Annotated in this window: 13 protein-coding genes; 10 read left to right on the top strand and 3 right to left on the bottom strand. The window is 67.5% G+C overall.

Features of this window, described 5'->3' with window-relative positions; translation table 11 throughout:
* Positions 1-19 precede the first annotated feature (19 nt).
* Both pdxH and aacA read left to right on the top strand, forming a co-directional pair.
* The gene (gene pdxH / locus ABE543_RS15950; RefSeq protein ID WP_053518654.1) at positions 20-619 is read left to right on the top strand and encodes a pyridoxamine 5'-phosphate oxidase; all 600 of its coding nucleotides are present in this window, start codon (positions 20-22) and stop codon (positions 617-619) included.
* A complete protein-coding gene (gene aacA / locus ABE543_RS15945; RefSeq protein WP_346475886.1) occupies positions 616-1083 on the top strand; it encodes an aminoglycoside 6'-N-acetyltransferase in 468 nt (155 codons plus the stop codon). The genes pdxH and aacA overlap by 4 nt, the downstream gene beginning before the upstream one ends.
* A gap of 47 nt (positions 1084-1130) precedes the next feature.
* Here aacA and prpR read toward each other — a convergent pair whose 3' ends face one another.
* Positions 1131-2714 (bottom strand): propionate catabolism operon regulatory protein PrpR, encoded by a 1584-nt coding sequence (prpR, locus tag ABE543_RS15940; RefSeq protein WP_346475893.1) that lies wholly within the window; start codon positions 2712-2714, stop codon positions 1131-1133.
* Positions 2715-2869: 155 nt separating this feature from the next.
* On the opposite strand from prpR, the gene prpB reads away from it, so the two are divergent.
* The 7 genes from prpB (at position 2870) to pbpC (ending at position 17988) form a co-directional block, all read left to right on the top strand.
* Complete coding sequence (prpB, locus tag ABE543_RS15935) at positions 2870-3763, top strand: methylisocitrate lyase (RefSeq protein ID WP_053518670.1); 894 nt, start codon at positions 2870-2872, stop codon at positions 3761-3763.
* 36 nt (positions 3764-3799) lie between these two features.
* Positions 3800-4957 carry a 2-methylcitrate synthase gene (gene prpC, locus ABE543_RS15930; RefSeq protein WP_053518648.1) on the top strand — a complete coding sequence of 386 codons (1158 nt, stop codon included), beginning with the start codon at positions 3800-3802 and terminating at the stop codon, positions 4955-4957.
* Between the two features lie 98 nt (positions 4958-5055).
* Positions 5056-7674 carry a Fe/S-dependent 2-methylisocitrate dehydratase AcnD gene (acnD, locus tag ABE543_RS15925; RefSeq protein WP_346475885.1) on the top strand — a complete coding sequence of 873 codons (2619 nt, stop codon included), beginning with the start codon at positions 5056-5058 and terminating at the stop codon, positions 7672-7674.
* Positions 7675-7725: 51 nt separating this feature from the next.
* A complete protein-coding gene (gene prpF / locus ABE543_RS15920) occupies positions 7726-8910 on the top strand; it encodes a 2-methylaconitate cis-trans isomerase PrpF (RefSeq protein ID WP_263175300.1) in 1185 nt (394 codons plus the stop codon).
* A 99-nt stretch (positions 8911-9009) separates the two neighbouring features.
* Positions 9010-10470, top strand: coding sequence for a bifunctional 2-methylcitrate dehydratase/aconitate hydratase (locus ABE543_RS15915; RefSeq protein WP_346475884.1), 1461 nt, complete (start codon positions 9010-9012; stop codon positions 10468-10470).
* Positions 10471-10649: 179 nt separating this feature from the next.
* A complete protein-coding gene (locus tag ABE543_RS15910) occupies positions 10650-15557 on the top strand; it encodes an alpha-2-macroglobulin (protein WP_346475883.1) in 4908 nt (1635 codons plus the stop codon).
* A 49-nt stretch (positions 15558-15606) separates the two neighbouring features.
* Entirely contained in the window at positions 15607-17988 is a 2382-nt protein-coding gene (gene pbpC / locus ABE543_RS15905) for a penicillin-binding protein 1C (RefSeq protein WP_346475882.1), read from the top strand.
* Between the two features lie 43 nt (positions 17989-18031).
* Here the strand turns inward: pbpC and ABE543_RS15900 are convergent, their stop codons facing one another.
* Complete coding sequence (locus tag ABE543_RS15900) at positions 18032-18607, bottom strand: ferritin-like domain-containing protein (RefSeq protein ID WP_065182639.1); 576 nt, start codon at positions 18605-18607, stop codon at positions 18032-18034.
* Between the two features lie 29 nt (positions 18608-18636).
* A complete protein-coding gene (locus ABE543_RS15895; RefSeq protein ID WP_346475881.1) occupies positions 18637-19119 on the bottom strand; it encodes a peroxiredoxin in 483 nt (160 codons plus the stop codon).
* A 261-nt stretch (positions 19120-19380) separates the two neighbouring features.
* On the opposite strand from ABE543_RS15895, the gene ABE543_RS15890 reads away from it, so the two are divergent.
* Positions 19381-20265: a DnaJ C-terminal domain-containing protein gene (locus tag ABE543_RS15890; RefSeq protein WP_180876635.1), complete on the top strand. Its 885-nt coding sequence runs from the start codon at positions 19381-19383 to the stop codon at positions 20263-20265.
* Positions 20266-20352: the final 87 nt, after the last annotated feature.

The following is a 20352-nucleotide window of genomic DNA, read 5'->3' as shown; positions in this document are numbered from 1 at the left end:
GTGTGAGAAGAACGCAATCATGAGCGACCTGTACGCCGAAGCCCTGTCCACGTTTGCGGCCCTGTTCGACGAGGCCAAACAGAGCCGCGAGGTCGAGCCGAACGCGATGACCGTGGCCAGTGCCGACCTGCACGGTCGTCCATCGGCGCGCACCGTGCTGCTGAAGGCCTTCGATGAGCGTGGCTTCGTGTTCTATACCCACCTGGACAGCCACAAGGGCCAGGAGCTGCGGGCCAATCCGCAGGCGGCCCTGCTGTTCCTGTGGCGCAGCCTGCGCGAGGCCGGCATCCAGGTGCGCATCGAAGGCCGTGTCGAACAGGTGGCCGATGCGGAAGCAGACGCCTATTTCGCCAGCCGTCCGCGCATGAGCCAGATCGGCGCGTGGGCCTCGCAGCAGTCGAAGACGCTTGCAACGCGCGAAGAGTTCGATGCGCGCGTGGCCGAGGTCGAGGCACGTTTCGAGGGCAAGGACGTGCCGCGTCCGGACGGCTGGAGTGGCCTGCGCGTGGTGCCCGACCGCATCGAGTTCTGGTACGGCGCGCAGTTCCGCCTGCACGAGCGGTGGTGCTATGAAGCCGGCGCCGAGGGGCGCTGGAGCAAGCGCCTGTTGTATCCGTGAGCGGCTGCGCTGCCACGATCCGCCAGGCCACACCGGCCGATGCCGCTGCATGGTCGCTGCTGCGCGTGGGCCTGTGGCCCGACGCCGATGATCCACTGGAGGAGCTGGCGCAGTCGCTGGCCGATCCGGAAGGTGCGGTGTTCCTGGCGTGCGCGGCTGATGGTGAGGCGGTCGGTTTCGCTGAGGTACGCCTGCGCCACGACTATGTGAACGGCACCGGTTCCTCGCCGGTCGGGTTCCTGGAAGGCTGGTATGTAACGCCGCAGTGGCAGGGCCGCGCTGTCGGCCGTGCCCTGCTGGCGGAAGTGCAGGCGTGGACGCGGGACGCGGGCTGCAGCGAACTGGCCTCGGACAGCCGCCTGGAGGACGTAGAGGCGCACGCGGCACACCGCGCCTGTGGCTTTGTAGAGACCGAGCGGGTGGTCTATTTCCGCATGCCGCTGGACGCGGCCACGCGGGGGTAGTGCCAACCTTGGCTGGCGGCGCGCCGCGCGGTCCGCGCTGCGCCTGCCTACAGTCCTTCCGCGCGCAGCCAGCGCCACAAGGTGGTGCGTGACACGCCGAGCACCTGGGCCATGCCTTCGCGGTCATTGCGGTGTTCCTGCAGCAGCGCCTGCAGCTGGGCCCGTGCCGGGCGCCTGCCATTGCTTTCCAGCCGCAGGGACGGGGTGCTTTCGCGCGCCAGTTCCGGCGCGAGCTGCAGCAGGCGCCCAGCGTCGATCATCCCGTCTGCCGGCTGCCAGTGGATGCGCAGGCGGTCGACCAGATTGCGCAGTTCTCTCACATTGCCCGGCCAGTCGGCGGCACCCAGCACTGCCATCGCGTCCTGGTCCAGGGGGGCGTCGATACCGCGCAGCTGGCGGAAGAAGTGCCGAGTCAGCAGCGGGATGTCAGCGCGCCGGGCACGCAGCGGGGGCAGTGCGATGCGCAGTGCCGCCAGCCGGTAGTAGAGGTCGCGCCTGAAGCTGCCGGCAGCTGCGCGATGCTCCAGCGACTGCAGCGTCGCGGCCACCACCCGCAGGTCCACGGGTGTTGGTTCGGTGGCGCCGACGCGCAGCACTTCACGTTCTTCCAGTACGCGCAGCAGGCGGGTCTGCAGCGGCAAGGGCAGCTCGCCGATCTCGTCAAGGAACAGTGTGCCGCCATCGGCCGCTTCGACCAGTCCGATCCGGCCGCCACGACGTGCGCCCGTGAAGGCGCCATCGCTGTAGCCGAACAGTTCGGCTTCCAGCAGCGATTCGCTGATCGCGCCGCAGTTCAGCGCGACGAAACGACCGCGCCGGCCGCTGGCGGCGTGCAGTTGCCGTGCCACCAGTTCCTTGCCGGTACCGGTCTCGCCGGTGACCAGCACGGTGCTGTCGTGCGGTGCATAGAGCGCGATCTGTGCGCGCACCTGCGCCATCGCCTCGCTGTCGCCGAGCAGCGCGTATGCATCGCCGCGCGGGGCGGCACTGCGCCGCGTGGTGGGGCGTGGACCCACCGAGCGTGCCAGGGTCTGGGTCAGTTCCAGCGCATGCTCGAAGGCCTGCCGTACCGAGTCGGCCGAATACAGCAGCACGCCCGGCAGCCCGGCCTGCTCGGCATGGTCGATGGCCATCCCGGTGCCGACGATCACTTCGATGCCGTTGGCACGCAGATCGGCGATGCAGTCGCGCGCATCTTCGCGGGTGACGAAGCGGCGGTGCTCGATATCCAGGCCGAAGCTCTGCTGGAAGCCGCTGAACACCGGCACGTCGCTGGCATGGGTGACCAGGCCGATGCGTGCGGCGATGCGGCGCGCGCGCGCCAGAGCCTCCATCAGGTCGAAGCCGTTGGCCTGGATCGGCACCAGCGGCAGGTCGAGCCGACTGCGCAGCCAGGCCGCGTTCGAGCCACCGGCAATCACCACGTCGCAGTGCTCGCGGCGCAGGCGTTGGCCGATCACCTCCACTGCCTCTTCGAAGCCGAGGTTGATCTGCTCGATGCGCGCGCGGCGGTCGAACTCGGGAATGACGTCACCCAGCAGGCCGGTCAGCCGCGAAACGCTGACCGTCCAGATCACCGGGCGACCGGGGTCGGCATCGGCATGGCGCAGGGGCGAGCGGGGCAGGTACATGGGGCGGACACCGGCACGGGAGTGTTTCATGATACATCTGTTTCAATGTTTCATATGTTTCATCGCTGTTAGCCGATCATGCCTTTGAAATCAATCGCTTGCAGCTTGGCATGGTGCTTGCGCCTACCCACCTGTTCCTCAACATGGATTGCCGCATGACCGCTTCCGCCCCTTCTTCCGCTGGTGCCCGCTTCCGCGAGGCTCTGGCCGCCGAATCGCCGCTGCAGGTGATCGGTGCGATCAACGCCAACCACGCCCTGCTGGCCAAGCGCGCCGGCTTCCGCGCCATCTACCTGTCCGGCGGTGGTGTTGCCGCAGGCTCGCTGGGCCTGCCGGACCTGGGCATCAACACCCTGGAAGACGTACTGGTGGACGTGCGCCGCATCACCGACGTCTGCGACCTGCCGCTGATGGTGGACATCGATACCGGCTTCGGACCCAGCGCGTTCAACATCGCGCGCACCGTGAAGTCGCTGATCAAGGCCGGCGCGGCCGCCTGCCACATCGAGGACCAGGTCGGCGCCAAGCGCTGTGGTCACCGTCCCGGCAAGGAGATCGTTTCGCAGGGTGAGATGGTCGACCGCGTGAAGGCCGCCGCTGATGCAAAGACCGATCCGGATTTCTTCCTGATCGCACGCACCGATGCCATCCAGGTGGATGGCGTGGACAAGGCCATCGAGCGCGCCATCGCCTGTGTCGAAGCGGGCGCTGATGGCATCTTCGCCGAGGCTGCCTACGATCTGGACACCTACCGCCGCTTCGTCGATGCAGTGAAGGTGCCGGTGCTGGCCAACATCACCGAATTCGGTGCGACGCCGCTGTTCAGCCGCGACGAGCTGGCCTCGGCCGGGGTCGCCATCCAGCTGTTCCCGCTGTCGGCGTTCCGCGCGGCGAACAAGGCGGCGGAGAACGTCTACCAGGCGGTGCGCCGCGACGGTCACCAGCGCAGCGTGGTCGACGCCATGCAGACCCGCGAAGAACTGTACGACCGCATCGGCTACCACGCGTTCGAGCAGCAGCTCGACGCACTGTTCGCCGCCAAGAAATAAGCAGTACCCTGCACCATCAAGTTTTCGGAGGGAAACATGAACGATACGACCGCAACCCCGACCTTCAAGCCGAAGAAATCCGTCGCCCTGTCCGGCACTGCCGCCGGCAACACCGCGCTGTGCAGCGTCGGTCGCAGCGGCAATGACCTGCACTACCGTGGCTACGACATCCTGGATCTGGCCAACACCAGCGAATTCGAGGAAATCGCGTACCTGCTGGTGCACGGCAAGCTGCCGACCCGCGCCGAGCTGGTTTCGTACAAGGCCAAGCTGAAGTCGCTGCGTGGCATCCCGGCCGCGGTGAAAGCCGCGCTGGAAGAACTGCCGCCGTCGGCACACCCGATGGATGTGATGCGCACCGGCGTGTCGGTGCTCGGCTGCGTGGCGCCGGAAAAGGATGACCACAACCATCCGGGTGCACGCGACATCGCCGACAAGCTGATGGCCTGCCTCGGCTCGATGCTGCTGTACTGGTACCACTGGAGCCACAACGGCCGCGCCATCGACGTGGAAACCGATGACGATTCCATCGGTGGCCACTTCCTGCACCTGCTGCACGGCGAGAAGCCACAGGATTCGTGGGTGAAGGCGATGCACACCTCGCTGATCCTGTACGCAGAGCACGAGTTCAACGCGTCCACCTTCACCTGCCGTGTCATCGCCGGTACCGGCAGCGACATGTACAGTGCGATCTGCGGTGGCATCGGCGCGCTGCGCGGCCCCAAGCACGGCGGCGCCAACGAGGTGGCCTTCGAGGTGCAGAAGCGCTACGACAGCCCGGATGAGGCCGAAGAGGACATCAAGGCCCGCGTCGAGCGCAAGGAAGTGGTGATCGGCTTCGGCCACCCGGTGTACACCGTGTCCGACCCGCGCAACAAGGTGATCAAGGACGTCGCCCGTGAGCTGTCCGAAGAGCAGTCGAGCATGAAGATGTACGACATCGCCGAGCGCCTGGAGACGGTGATGTGGGACATCAAGAAAATGTTCCCGAACCTGGACTGGTTCAGCGCCGTCAGCTACCACATGATGGGCGTGCCGACCGCGATGTTCACCCCGCTGTTCGTCATCGCCCGCACCGCCGGCTGGAGCGCGCACATCGTCGAGCAGCGCATCGACGGCAAGATCATCCGTCCGAGCGCGAACTACATCGGCCCGGAAGATCGCGAGTTCGTGGCCATCGACAAGCGCGCCTGACCGCCGCGTGATCCATCCATCCGGTCGGCCAGGTGCCGGCCGGATGCCTTCATTGCCGCTCGCCGGCATCCGGCCCGCCCCAAGCATTCCGCCAGCCCATGAATACCGATTATCGCAAGACCCTCCCCGGCACCCCGCTGGACTACTTCGATGCGCGCGCTGCGGTCGATGCGATCCAGCCCGGCGCCTACGCCACGCTGCCGTATGTCTCGCGCGTGCTGGCCGAGAACCTGGTACGGCGTTGCGATCCGGCGATGCTCACCGCCTCGCTGACGCAGCTGATCGAACGTCGCCGCGACCTGGATTTTCCCTGGTTCCCGGCGCGCGTGGTGTGCCATGACATTCTCGGCCAGACCGCGCTGGTGGATCTCGCCGGCCTGCGCGATGCGATCGCCGACAAGGGCGGCGATCCGGCCAAGGTCAACCCGGTGGTGCCGGTACAGCTGATCGTTGATCACTCGCTGGCGGTGGAGTGCGGTGGTTTCGATCCGCAGGCATTCGAGAAGAACCGCGCCATCGAGGATCGCCGCAACGAGGATCGCTTCCATTTCATCGACTGGACCAAGCGGGCGTTCCAGAACGTGGATGTGATTCCGCCGGGCAACGGCATCATGCACCAGATCAACCTGGAGAAGATGTCGCCGGTGATCTACGTGCAGGACGGCGTGGCCTTCCCGGATACCTGCGTGGGCACCGACAGCCATACGCCGCACGTCGATGCGCTGGGCGTGATCGCCATCGGTGTCGGCGGCCTGGAGGCCGAGAACGTGATGCTCGGCCGCGCGTCGTGGATGCGCCTGCCCGACATCATCGGCGTGGAACTGACCGGTCGGCCACAGCCAGGGATCACCGCCACCGACGTGGTGCTGGCCCTGACCGAGTTCCTGCGCAAGGAACGCGTGGTGGGCGCCTGGCTTGAATTCTTCGGCGAGGGTGCGGCCGCGCTGACCATCGGTGACCGTGCCACCATCTCCAACATGTGCCCGGAATACGGCGCGACCGCGGCGATGTTCTACATCGACGGGCAGACCATCGATTACCTGCGCCTGACCGGTCGCGAGGAATCGCAGGTGGCGCTGGTGGAGAACTACGCACGCAGCACCGGTCTGTGGGCCGATGCGCTGGCCACGGCGCAGTACGAGCGCGTGCTGCGCTTCGACCTGTCCAGCGTGGTCCGCAACATGGCGGGCCCGAGCAATCCGCATCGCCGCCTGCCGGTGGCCGAGCTGGCCGAGCGCGGCATCGCCGACGCAGCCAAGCTCGATGCCGGCAAGGCCGAGCAGCTGCGGGGCCTGATGCCTGATGGCGCGGTGATCATCGCCGCCATTACCAGCTGCACCAACACCTCCAACCCGCGCAACGTGATCGCCGCCGGCCTGCTGGCGCGCAAGGCCAACGAGCGCGGCCTGCTGCGCAAGCCGTGGGTCAAGTCGTCGCTGGCCCCGGGTTCAAAGGCGGTGCAGCTGTATCTGGAAGAGGCCGGCCTGCTGCCGGAGCTGGAAAAGCTCGGCTTCGGCATCGTCGCGTTCGCCTGCACCACGTGCAACGGCATGAGCGGTGCGCTGGATCCGGCGATCCAGCAGGAAATCATCGACCGCGACCTGTATGCCACCGCCGTGCTGTCGGGCAACCGCAACTTCGATGGCCGCATCCATCCTTACGCAAAGCAGGCCTTCTTGGCATCGCCGCCGCTGGTGATCGCCTATGCCATTGCCGGCACCATGCGCTTCGACATCGAGAAGGACGTGCTTGGCGTGGACGCCGACGGCAACGAGGTGCGCCTGAAGGACATCTGGCCGAGCGATGCCGAGATCGATGCAGTGGTGAAGGCGGCGGTGAGGCCCGATCAGTTCCGCAGCGTCTACAACCCGATGTTCAACGTGCGCGTGGAGCAGGGGGCGGCGGTCAGCCCGCTGTACGACTGGCGCCCGCAGAGCACCTACATCCGCCGCCCGCCGTACTGGGAGGGGGCGCTGGCCGGTGAACGCACGCTGGCGGGCATGCGCGCGCTGGCGGTGCTGCCGGACAACATCACCACCGACCACCTGTCGCCGTCCAACGCAATCCTGGCCTCCAGTGCCGCCGGCGAATACCTGGCGAAGATGGGCCTGCCGGAAGAGGACTTCAATTCCTACGCAACCCACCGCGGCGACCACCTGACCGCGCAGCGCGCCACCTTCGCCAACCCGAAACTGTTCAACGAGATGGTGCGCAACGACGACGGCAGCGTGAAGCAGGGCTCGCTCGCGCGGGTGGAGCCGGAGGGCAAGGTGATGCGCATGTGGGAGGCGATCGAGACCTACATGGAGCGCAAGCAGCCGCTGATCATCATCGCCGGTGCCGACTACGGCCAGGGCAGCTCGCGTGACTGGGCGGCGAAGGGCGTGCGCCTGGCCGGCGTGGAAGCGATCGCGGCGGAAGGCTTCGAGCGCATCCACCGCACCAACCTGATCGGCATGGGCGTGCTGCCGCTGGAGTTCAAGCCGGGCACCACCCGGCTGACCCTGGGCATCGACGGTACCGAGACCTTCGACGTGGTGGGCGAGCGCACGCCGCGCGCCGACCTGACCCTGGTCATCCACCGCCGCGATGGGCAGGACATCATCGTGCCGGTCACCTGTCGCCTGGACAGCGACGAGGAAGTGGCGATCTACGAAGCGGGCGGTGTACTGCAGCGCTTCGCCCAGGATTTCCTCGAAGGTGCCCGGGTGGCATGAGACAACCGACGGCCCGGCAACGGGCCGTCTTTCATTGCAAGGAACCGTTCCATGAGCTTTCTTCCGCAACTCCGCATTGCCGCCACCTACATGCGCGGTGGCACCAGCAAGGGGGTGTTCTTCCGCCTGCAGGACCTGCCCGCAGCCGCACAGGTGCCGGGCCCGGCACGTGATGCGCTGCTGATGCGCGTGATCGGGTCGCCCGATCCCTATGGCAAGCACACCGATGGCATGGGCGGGGCCACGTCCAGCACCAGCAAGTGTGTGATCATCTCCAGTGCGTCCGTGCCCGATCACGATGTGGACTATCTGTACGGCCAGGTTTCGATCGACACCGCGTTCGTCGACTGGAGCGGCAACTGTGGCAACCTCAGCACTGCGGTGGGTCCGTTCGCCATCGCCAACGGCCTGATCGATCCGGCCCGGGTGCCGCGCGACGGCCTGTGCACCGTGCGCATCTGGCAAGCCAACATCGGCAAGACCATCATCGCCCACGTGCCGATGCGCAATGGCGAGGTGCAGGAGATCGGTGATTTCGAGCTGGATGGCGTGACCTTCCCGGCCGCCGAGATCCAGCTTGAGTTCATAGATCCCTCCGATGATGGCGACGCGGGCGCGATGTTCCCGACCGGCAACCTGGTCGATACCCTGGATGTGCCGGGCGTGGGCAGTTTCGAGGTGACGATGATCACCGCCGGCATCCCGACCATCTTCCTCAATGCGGCCGATCTGGGCTACAGCGGTACCGAGCTGCAGCCGGCGATCAACGACGACAAGGTTGCCCTGCAGAAGTTCGAGAGCATCCGTGCACACGGTGCGCTGCGCATGGGCCTGATCTCGACGCTGGAAGAGGCGGCGACCCGCCAGCACACGCCGAAAGTGGCGTTCGTGGCACCGGCACAGGACTATGTATCGTCCAGCGGCAAGGCAATCCCGGCATCGGCCATCGATCTGCATGCGCGTGCGCTGTCGATGGGCAAGCTGCACCACGCGATGATGGGCACTGCCGCTGTGGCGATCGGTACCGCTGCTGCGATTCCGGGCACGCTGGTCAACCGTGCCGCCGGCGGTGGCCAGCGCGAGGCGGTGACCTTCGGGCATCCGTCCGGCACGCTGCGCGTGGGCGCCCAGGCCGGTCTCGTTGACGGCCAGTGGACAGTGACCAAGGCCATCATGAGCCGCAGCGCCCGTGTATTGATGGAAGGCAGCGTGCGGGTACCGGCCGACACCTTGTAACGCGGGACCATGGCGGTAGCGCCGGGCCATGCCCGGCGAGCGCGGCAGGGCCCGCCCATGAACCGCCGGGCGTGGTCCGGCGTTAGCGGAGAACAGACGATGTCCGACAGCCACACCCCGTCCAACGAACGTGCCGCGTGGGATGCGCTGCTGGAGGACATCGTCGATTACGTGCGCGACGTGCGCATCGACTCGCCACTGGCATTCCAGACCGCGCATTACTGCCTGCTGGATACCCTCGGTTGCGGCCTGGAAGCGCTGTCCTTCCCGGCCTGCAGCAAGCTGCTCGGGCCCCTGGTGCCGGGCATCAGCGTGACCAACGGCGCGCGCGTGCCGGGAACGCACTACGTGCTGGATCCGGTGCAGGCGGCGTTCAATATCGGCGCGATGGTGCGCTGGCTCGACTTCAACGACACCTGGCTGGCCGCCGAGTGGGGTCATCCGTCGGATAATCTCGGCGGCATCCTGGCCGTCTGCGATTGGCTGGGGCGCAATGCCGTGGCCCTGCGTCGTCCGCCGCCGACCGTGCACGATGTGCTGGTGGCGATGATCAAGGCGCACGAGATCCAGGGCGTGCTGGCCCTGGAGAATTCCTTCAACCGGGTCGGGCTGGACCACGTGGTGCTGGTGAAGGTCGCCACCACCGCCGTGGTCGCCCGCCTGCTTGGGCTGGATCGCGAGCGCATGCTCAATGCGCTGTCGCTGGCCTGGGTCGATGGCCAGGCGCTGCGGACCTACCGGCATGCGCCCAACACCGGTTCGCGCAAGAGCTGGGCCGCCGGCGATGCCACCAGCCGCGGCGTGCGCCTGGCGCTGATGGCGGCCAGCGGCGAGATGGGGTATCCCAGCGTGTTGAGCGCTCCCACCTGGGGCTTCGAAGCGGTCTCCATGCATGGTCAGGCGGTGACGCTGGGGCGGCCGCTGGGCAGCTACGTGATGGAGAACGTGCTGTTCAAGATCAGTTTTCCCGCCGAGTTCCACGGCCAGACCGCAGTGGAGGCCGCGGTCGCGCTGCACGCGCAGCTGCGGGCAGGCGGGCGCAGCGTCGATGACATCGCGCATATCGCCATCCGCACGCAGGAGGCCTGCATCCGCATCATCGACAAGCGCGGCCCGCTGCACAATCCGGCCGACCGCGACCACTGCGTGCAGTACATGGTCGCCATCGCGCTGCTGCATGGGCGGCTGGTGGCCGAGGACTACGAGGACGATGTCGCTGCTGACCCACGCATCGATGCGCTGCGCGCGCGGATGACCTGCCACGAAGACCCGCAGCTCAGTGCGGATTACCTGGACCCGGACAAGCGCAGCATCGCCAACGGCCTGACCGTCCGCTTCAACGACGGCAGCGAACTGCCGGAGGTCCTGGTCGAGTACCCGCTCGGCCACGCCCGGCGACGCGACGAGGGCATGCCCCTGTTGATGGACAAGTTCCGGCGGCATCTGGCCCATCGGTTCCCCACCACCCAGCAGCAGCGCATCCTGGCGGCCTCGCTGGACCCGGTGGCGCTGGCGGCCATGCCGGTGACCGACTACGTGGATCTGTACCGGCCGGGGTAGGGCGCGCCCTGGTAGGTACCAACCTTGGTTGGCACGGGCCCAACGCCAACCAAGGTCGGCCGCTACCGGGACCGCCGGGCATGGCCCGGCGTTACCGTTCCGATGTGTTCCTGCCGGATCCGCGCCAACACCTTGACGCGGCGCGCCTATAATGGCCGCCTCGATCAAGGAGTGACGACATGAGCGGTCCGGCACGGCGCAAGCGGTGGGGATGGGCGGCGGCGGTACTGGCAGGAGGCCTGTTGCTGGGTCTGGCCGGTTGCCGCAACGACAGCGGGCAGCTGCCCAAGGCCAGTGGCGAGGCCATTGCCACCCAGGCCGAGCAGGTGAAGGATTTCACCCTGCTGCGCGCCTACCCGGACCAGAAGAATGACGGCCTGTCGCTGGCGCTGGAGTTCTCGCGCCCGCTGGTCGGCACGCAGGATTTCGACACGCTGGTGCGCTTCGAAGAGAAGGTCGGCACCGACGACAGCAGCTGGACCCTGTCCGATGACGGACTGACCCTGCGCTATCCGTTCGTCGAAGCCGGCAAGGAGTTCAGCCTGGTGGTATCGCCGGACCTGCTGGCCGCCGATGGCAGCCGGCTGGGCAAGGAGCTGAAGCAGAAGGTGTTCAGTGGCGAATTGAAGCCGGTGGCCGGCTTCGCCTCGCAGGGCAGCGTGCTGCCGGCCAAGGACAGCCGCGGCCTGCCGGTTGTCTCCGTGAATGTTCCCGAGGTCGACGTCGAATTCCTGCGCGTGCGCGAGAAGGATCTGCCGACCTTCTTCAGCCAGTACCAGCGCGGCGGCCGTCGTGGCAGCTGGGAACTGAGCAGCGACTACGAGCGCAGCCCGATCAATGCGTTGGCCGAGCCGGTCTACGTCAACCGCTTCATCCTCGGCGGCAAGCAGAACGAGCGGGTGCTGACCTACCTGCCAACCCAGGACATCAAGGAGCTGCAGGAGCCGGGCCTGTACTTCGCACTGCTCAAGCGCACGGGCGATTACGAGGGCGAGTTCGACACCGCGTTCTTCTCGGTCAGCGACATCGGCCTGCACACGCGCGCCTACAAGGACAAGCTGTTCGTCCACACCGCCGGACTGAAGGACGGAGCACCGCTGAAGAACGTCGAGCTGCGCGTGCTCGACGGCAAAGGCGAGGTGGTGCTCAAGGGCAGTACCGATGGCAACGGCAATGCGCTGCTGAACTACACGCTCGACGCCACCCACGTGCTGGTGGCCAGCAGTGGTCGCGACACCAGCTTCCTGCCCTTCAACCAGCCGGCCCTGGACCTGAGCGAGTTTGCCGTTGCCGGCCGTGACAATGCCTGGTTCGATGTCTACGCATGGTCCGGCCGCGACCTCTATCGGCCGGGCGAGACCGTGCGCCTGTCCGCGCTGCTGCGCGACAATGATGGCAAGCCGGTCAAGTCGCAGCCGGTGTTCCTGCGCCTGAAGCAGCCCGACGGCAAGACCTTCCGCGAGACCCGCCTGCAGCCGGGCGAGCAGGGCTACATCGCATTCGAGCAGGTCATCCCGGCCGAGGCGCCGACAGGACGCTGGCAGGTGGAGTTCCGTACCGATCCGGCCAGCAAGGAAGCGATCCAGGGCATGACCCTGCGCATCGAAGAGTTCCTGCCCGAACGGATGAAGCTGGACCTGGACAGCCCGCAAAAGACGCTCAAGCCGGGCGAAGATCTTCGTCTGCAGGCCGATGGCGCGTATCTGTACGGCGCGCCGGCTGACGGCAACCGCTTCACCGCGCGCCTGGCCGTGGCAGCCGAACAGCAGCCGGTCGAGGGATTGCCGGGCTACTTCTTCGGCGACCCTACCCTGCAGCTGCCGCGCGAGGCCAAGGACGTGATCGACACGACGCTGCCGGCCAACGGCCAGCTGCGCGAGGACGTGACGCTGCCGGAAGAAGCGGCCAAGGCCAAGGCGCCGATCGCGGTGGTGCTGTCCGGCAGCCTGTACGAGACCGGTGGGCGGACCGTGACCCGCACCCTGAAGCGGGTGATGTGGCCAGCCAATGCACTGGTCGGCGTGCGTCCGCTGTTCAACCCCGACGATGGTGCCGACTCCAACAGCAACGCACGCTTCGAACTGGTGCGCGTGGACGCGGCCGGCCGGCCGCAGCCGGCCAAGGGCCTGAAGATCACCCTGGTGCGCGAGCTGCGTGACTATCACTGGACCTTCAACGACAACCGTTGGGACTACGATTTCACCCGTCGGTTCGAGAACAAGGAAACCCGCACGGTCGATGCCGGCAGCAGCGCGGTGGCGTTCGATGTCCCGGTCGAGTGGGGCGAGTACCGGGTGGACGTGTTCGATCCGGGCACAGGCCTGACCAGCCGCTATCCGTTCCGTGCCGGCTGGAGCTGGGGCGATGACAATCGCGGTCTCGATGCGCGCCCGGACAAGGTCAAGCTGGGCCTGGACAAGACCGGCTACAAGGCGGGCGACACCCTGCAGGTGACGGTGACGCCGCCGCATGCCGGCAAGGGCATCCTGATGGTCGAGACCGATCGCATGCTGTACGTGCAGGACATCGACGCCAAACCCGGTGCCACCTTCAACATCCCGGTCACCGCTGACTGGGAGCGCCACGATGTCTACATCACCGCGCTGGTGTTCCGGGGTGGCAGTGCGCCGAGCAAGATCACCCCGGCGCGCGCTGTCGGCGTGGTGCACGTACCGATGGACCGCAGGGGCCGCACCGTGGCCGTCGGCCTGGTGGCGCCGAAGCAGATGCGCCCGGAACAGGATCTGCCGGTGACGGTCAGCGCACCGCAGCTGGCCGGCAAGGCTGCGCACGTCACCGTGTCGGCGGTGGATGTGGGCATCCTCAACATCACCCGTTTCCCCGTGCCCGATGCCGGCGCGCACTTCTTCGCCCAGCGCCGCCTCGGCATCGATGCCTATGACATCTACAGCCGGGTGATCGAGAGCTTCGACGGCGGCGCCGGCAAGCTGAAGTTCGGCGGTGACATGGCGCTGCAGTCCCTGCCTCAGGCCAAGCGGCCGACCGCGCGCGTGCAGACCGTGGATCTGTTCTCCGGCCCGGTACAGCTTGATGCCAAGGGCAATGCCCGCATCCGCCTCAAGGTGCCGGACTTCAACGGCACGCTGCGCGTGTCGGCGCTGGTGTACAGCGATGACCAGTACGGCAAGCGCGACGTGGAAACGGTGGTGCGCGCACCGATCCTGGCCGAGGCCAGCATGCCGCGCGTGCTCGCCCCGGGCGACCGCAGCACCGTGACGCTGGACGTGCAGAACTTCACCGGCAAGCCCGGCCAGTTCAACGTGCGCGTGGACAGCGAGGGACCGCTGGCCCTTGGCGAGGGCAGCCGCAGCGTGCAGCTCAACGCCGATGCGAAGACCACGCTGAGCTTCCCGCTGTCGGCACGCGAAGGCCACAGCGTGGCCAAGGTGCGGGTGCGTGTGGAAGGCAATGGCTTCAAGGCCGACCGCCGCTACGACCTGCCGGTGCGTGCGGCATGGCCGCAGGTGCTGCGCTCGCAGGTACGCACGCTCGACCCGCTGGCGGCGGTCAGCCTCGACAGCGGTCTGGCCGATGGCCTGATGTCCGAGTCGGTCAATGCGCGCCTGCTGGTCAGCCCGCTGCCCCCGATTCCGTTTGCCAGTGCTCTGCAGGGCGCGCTGAATTACCCGTATGGCTGCGCCGAGCAGACCACCAGCAAGGGCTACGCTGCGCTGATCCTGGATCAGGCCACGTCGTCGATGCTCGGCGCAGACGGCCTGGATGCCAAGACCCGCCGCGAACGCATGGAGGGCGCGTTCGGCCGCCTGGCGTCGATGCAGGTGGCCAACGGCAACTTCTCGATGTGGGGCGACGATGGTTATGTGAACCCGTGGCTGACCCCGTACATCGCCGAGTTCCTGCTTGATGCCCGGGATGCCGGCTTCGCCGTACCGGACAACGTGCTGCAGAAGGCACTGAACCGTCTCAGCGAGGATCTGCTGTCCGGCGGCAACCCGTTCTACGGCCAGGACGAGCGCGAGAAACTGAAGTTCGCCAACCAGGCGTATTCCGGCTACGTGCTGGCCCGGGTCAACCGTGCGCCGCTGGGTACGCTGCGCACGCTGTACGACAACGAGCGCAGCAAGGCGGTCGGCGGCCTGTCGCTGGTCCACCTGGGTGTGGCGCTGTCGCTGCAGGGCGACGCCAAGCGAGGCCAGGCCGCGTTGGAAGCTGCCTTCGCCAAGTCCAGCAGCGAGCGCCCGTCGTACTTCGGCGACTACGGCAGCGCGATCCGTGACGACGCGCTGATGATCGCGCTGACCCACGAGAACAAGCTGGCGAAGCCGGCATGGGATGCGCGTGCGGTCGATCTCGGCCGCGGCCTGGATGCGCGCCGCAACGCCGGCTGGATGTGGCTGAGCACGCAGGAGCAGGTCGCCATTGCCCGCCTGGGCAAGGCGCTGGCGGCCAACCAGAAGGCGCTGGTGGCCGGCGAGCTGGTGATCGGTGGCAACAGTGAATCGATCGGCGAGCGCAAGCTGTTCGGGCGCACCTTCAGCGCCAGCGAGCTGGCCAGCGGAGTGCGCTTCACTCCGAAGGGCCAGCCGCCGATGTTCGCCAGCATCGATGTGGCCGGCATCCCACGCAGTGCGCCCGCGCCGGACAACAGTGTGATCGGTGTCGAGCGCAGCTACTTCGGTACCGACGGCAAGCCGTGGTCGCCGCGGCCGCTGAAGGAAGGCGAAGCGCTGATCGTGCGGGTCACCGTCAGTGCCGACACCACCATGCCGGATGCGCTGCTGACCGATCTGCTGCCGGCCGGCCTGGAGATCGAGAACTTCAACCTGGGCGATGCCAAGCAGTGGGCGGACGTGGTCGTCGATGGCATCACCATCAGCGACCGCGGTGACGCGGCCGATACCAAGCATGAGGAGTTCCGCGACGACCGTTACGTGGCAGCGCTCAAGCTCTTGCGCGGCGGAAAGGCCAATGTGTTCTACCTGGTGCGTGCGGTGACCCCGGGCACCTACTCGGTGCCGCCGCCGCTGGTGGAAGACATGTACCGGCCGCAGCTGCGTGGCGTCGGCCGCAGCAACCCGACCACGATCACGGTGGTGCAGCCGTGACCGCGCGGACGGGCCGCGACGGCGCGGCCCGTCCTGCTGGCATCCCGCAATGAAGAGCGCGATGACGACCCGGCGGGCGGACCTGCGCCGCCGGCTGCGGCCGCTGTGGCCGTGGCTGCGCTGGGGAACGGCGGGTCTGTTGACACTGCTGCTGGTACTGGACGTCGTCTTCCCGCCGCCACTGCCGAAACAGCGCGACACCAGCACCCTGGTGGTGGCTGCCGACGGCACGCCACTGCGTGCGTTCGCCGATGCCGAGGGCGTGTGGCGCTATCCGGCCTCGATCGACAGCGTCTCGCCGTTGTACCTGCAGGCGTTGTTGACCTACGAGGACCGCTGGTTCTGGCGCCATCCGGGCATCAATCCGCTGGCGATCCTGCGTGCCGGCGGCCAGCTGCTGCGCGGCGGACGCATCGTTTCCGGTGGCTCGACCCTGACCATGCAGGTGGCACGCATCCTCGACCCGCATTCGCGTACCCCGTGGGGCAAGCTCAAGCAGGTGCTGCGTGCCCTGCAGCTGGAAGCGCATCTTTCCAAGCGGGAGATCCTGGCCCTGTATCTGGAGCGTGCGCCCTACGGCGGCACCATCGAGGGCGTGGAGGCTGCCAGCTGGGCCTACCTGGGCAAGCCGGCCGCGCAGCTGTCACATGCCGAGGCCGCGTTGCTGGCGGTGCTGCCACAGGCACCCAGCCGCCTGCGCCCGGACCGCCATCCGGAAGCAGCGCAGAAGGCACGTGACAAGGTGCTGGCACGCATGGCCGAACGGGGGGCGTGGACACCGGATGAGGTGGAGGATGCACGCATCGAGAACGTGGTGGCGCGGTCGCTGCGACCGCCGCTGCATGCGGCATTGCTGGCGCAGCGGCTGCATGCGGCACACCCCGGCCAGGCGCGCATCCGGAGCAGCATCGACATCGGCCTGCAGCGTACACTGGAAGAGCGTGTGGCCAGCTATTTCTCGAGCCTGCCGGAGCGGACGTCGGCGGCATTGCTGGTGGTCGACAACCAGACCCTGCAGGCGCGCGCCTACGTGGGAACGCTGTCCTTCGGCGACCGCCAGCGCCTGGGCCACGTCGACATGGTGCAGGCCTGGCGCTCGCCGGGTTCGACCCTCAAGCCGTTCCTGTACGCGATGGCGCTGGATGACGGCCTGATCCACTCGGAGAGCCTGCTGGTGGACGCGCCGCAGAGCTTCGGCAGCTACCGCCCGGGCAACTTCGACATGGCGTTCAATGGCCCGATCGGCGCCTCCAGTGCGTTGCGTCTGTCGCTCAACGTACCCTCGGTGGACCTGCTGCAGCGGGTCGGCGCCGCGCGCTTTGCCGCGCGCCTGTCACACGCCGGCATCCAGCTGCGTTTTCCCGCGGGCAGCCCCCCCAATCTCTCGCTGATACTCGGTGGCACCGGCGCGAGGCTGGAAGATCTGGTCGGGGCATTCGCCGCACTGAACCGCAACGGTATCGCCGGCCGCGTGCGCTACACCGATGACGAGCCGATGATCGAGCGGCGGCTGGCGTCGCCGGGAGCGAGCTGGATCGTACGCGAGATGCTGGAGTCGAACCCGCGTCCGGGGTATGGCGTGGGCACCTTCGATGTGGGAGGGCGCCCCCGCGTTGCCTGGAAGACCGGGACCAGTTACGGCTACCGCGATGCCTGGGCCATCGGCAGCACGCGGCATTACACCGTGGGCGTATGGGTGGGGCGGCCCGACGGCACGCCCCTGCCGGGCCAGTACGGCGCGGTCACCGCACTGCCGCTGATGTTCGAGGTGGTCGACAGTCTGCCGCGCCAGCGTGGCGATTCGGCGGCGGCACCGATGCCGGCCAGCGTCAGCCAGGGCGACATCTGCTGGCCGACCGGTGAACGCGCCGAAGGATTGCCGCCGGCCGTGTGCCAGCGGCGGATGCCGGCGTACCTGCTCGACGGCGCCGTACCGCTCACGTTCCCCGAGCGCGAAGCCCGGCGTTGGCAACCGGGCCGTCAGCGCTACCTGGCAGATGCACGCACCGGTCTGCGCGTCTCGGCCGATTGTCGTCTGCCCCATGAGGAGGTGGCGCGCGAAATCGCCCGTTGGCCGGCGCTGCTGTCGCCGTGGCTGCCGAAGGCGACCCGGGAGCTGTCGCAGCTGCCGGCGCTGTCACCGGACTGCCGCGACGATGGCCGTGAGGCCAGCGTGGCGCTGCACGTGGACGGTCTGAATGACGGGGCCACGCTGGCGCGCGCGCCCAATGCCGAACACGGCGTGCGCCTGCAGCTGCGCGCGTTGGGCAGCGAGCAGGCAGTGGACTGGCTGCTGGATGGCCGCTGGATCGCACAGACCCGGGGATCTCAGCTGATGCAGCGCGAGTTCGCCGAACCGGGTAGCCATACGCTGACCGCGCTGGCTGTCGATGGCGCGTGGACGCAGGTGCGTTTCAACGTCCTCCGGTAGGTGCCGGCCCACGGCCGGCACGCGGTATCCGATACGCGCAGCGCTATTCCCCGATCCACCCGTCCAGCAGGTCGGCGAACTCATCGGCGTGCTCTTCTTCCTGCGCCAGGATCTCCTCGAGGATGCGCTTGGTGGTCGTGTCGCGATCACCGATGAAGTCGATCATCTCGCGGTAGCTGTCGATGGCGATGCGTTCGGCGACCAGATTCTCGCGGACCATGTCACGCAGGTCGCTGCCCTCCTTGTACTCGGCATGCGAACGCGCGCTCAGCGTGTCCGGATTGAGGTCCGGCTCGCCGCCGAGCTGGACGATGCGTTCGGCCAGCTTGCCAGCATGCGCCTGTTCCTGCTGCGCATGCTCGAGGAACTCGGCCTTGACCGCATCGGCCAGCATCCCCTTGGCGGTGAAGTAATGCCGGTAGTAGCGCAGCACACAGACATACTCGGTGGCGAGGGCGTCGTTGAGCAGCTTGATCACGGCCTTGCGGTCGGCACTGTAGCTTTCGGTGATCGCGCCATCTTCAAGATTGCGCCGCGCGCGTTCGCGCAGGACCTTGCGGTCGCTGATGCCGGGAAGCGGGTGGGCAGACGTGTTGGCGTTGGCTGGCGTATTGGACATGGCTGGCCGTTTCCTCTTGCGGTGGAAGATCAGGTGGGCAGGTGCTCCAGCACGTACTCGGCCGAGGACACTTCGAACTGCCCGGGCTGCTCGATCCAGGCCGCGCGGACGACGCCGTCGTCCACGTACAGGGCAAACCGGCGCGAGCGGATGCCCATGCCCGAAGCACTGGCATCCAGTTCCAGGCCCAGCGCGCGGGTCAGTTCGGCATTGCCGTCGGACAGCATCAGCAGGCCCTCGGGTACGTGCTGGTCAGCGGCCCAGGCCTTCATCACGAACGGATCGTTGACCGCCATGCAGTAGACCTCGATGCCGCGCTGGCGGAACGCCTCGAACTTCTCGACGAAGCCGGGCAGGTGGCGGGCGGAGCAAGTGGGGGTGAAGGCGCCGGGCACGGCGAACAGCACCACTTTGCGGGCGTCGAACAGCGAGTGCGTATCGAGCGTCTCCATGCCCTCGCGGATGCGCTTGAGGGTCACTTCCGGAATGCGGTCGCCGACATGGATGGTCATGATGGACTCCTTGCTGGGGCAGGCTAGTGGGCGGGATGGGACAGGGGCGTCAAGACATTGGAAACCCCGCGTGCAGGCCCCATCTTCAGGGGGCACGCGCCAGGGTTCCAGCCACAGCGTGGCGCAGGCCGATGGCAGGCGCATTGCGCAGGATCAGTCGGCCTCACCGGGGCCGCACGAGGGGCGGCGTAGCATCGCCGGCGCGTAGAATGAACCTGGGGCGGCGCCACCGGCGCGGCCGAAGCGAATCGAGGTAGCTGGATGGAATTCAAGGATTATTACGCCACCCTGGGGGTGGAACCGACTGCGGGTGATGCGGAGATCAAGACCGCATACCGCCGGCTGGCACGCAAGTACCACCCGGACGTCAGCAAGGAGGCCGGGGCCGAAGACAGGTTCAAGGCGGTCAATGAAGCCTATGAGGCGCTGCGCGATCCGGAAAAGCGCGCGGCCTATGACCAGCTGCGCGCGCAGGGCTACCGGCCGGGCGAGGAATTCAATGTGCCGCCGAACTACGGTGGCGGTGGCTTCAATTTCGAGGAAGTGTTCGGCGGTGGTGGCCCCAATGGCGGCTTCAGCGACTTCTTCGAGAGCCTGTTCGCCCGCCAGCGCGGTGGCCAGGGACCGGGCCCGGGATTCAGCAGCCAGGGACATGCACCCAACCGCGATACCCGCGCCAAGCTGTCGGTGCCGCTGGAGGCTGCCTACAACGGCGACAGCCTGCGCATCACCGTCAACGGCAGGCAGCTGGATGTGCGCGTGCCCAAGGGCATCCGTCCCGGCCAGGTGATCCGTCTGGCGGGGCAGGGCAACCACGGTGGCAACCTGCTGCTGGAGGTGGAGTACGCCGCACACCCACAGTTCGAGGTCGATGGCCGCAACATCCTGTATTCGCTGCAGGTCACGCCCTGGCAGGCAGCGCTGGGCACCAGCATCAGCGTGCCCACGCTGGGCGGCGCGGTGGAGCTGAAGATTCCGGCCGATTCCGAAGCCGGTCGCAAGCTTCGCCTGCGCGGCCGCGGCCTGCCGGGCAATCCCGATGGCGATCAGATCGTCGAGCTGGAGATCATTGCCCCGGCCGCCACCGACGAAGCGCAGAAGAAGGCATACCGCAACCTGGCCAAGGCCTTCGGCGAATCAATCTGACGCCCTGTGCAGCACCCTCGGTGAATCAACCCAGGGGTAGCGCCGGGCCATGCCCGGCGGCTCCTGACCCGCTGCGCTAGCCGGGCA

The organism is Stenotrophomonas sp. TWI169 (genome assembly GCF_039674705.1).
Classification (GTDB): Bacteria; Pseudomonadota; Gammaproteobacteria; order Xanthomonadales; family Xanthomonadaceae; genus Stenotrophomonas; species Stenotrophomonas maltophilia_P.
This window is presented reverse-complemented; position numbering and strand designations above follow the sequence as displayed.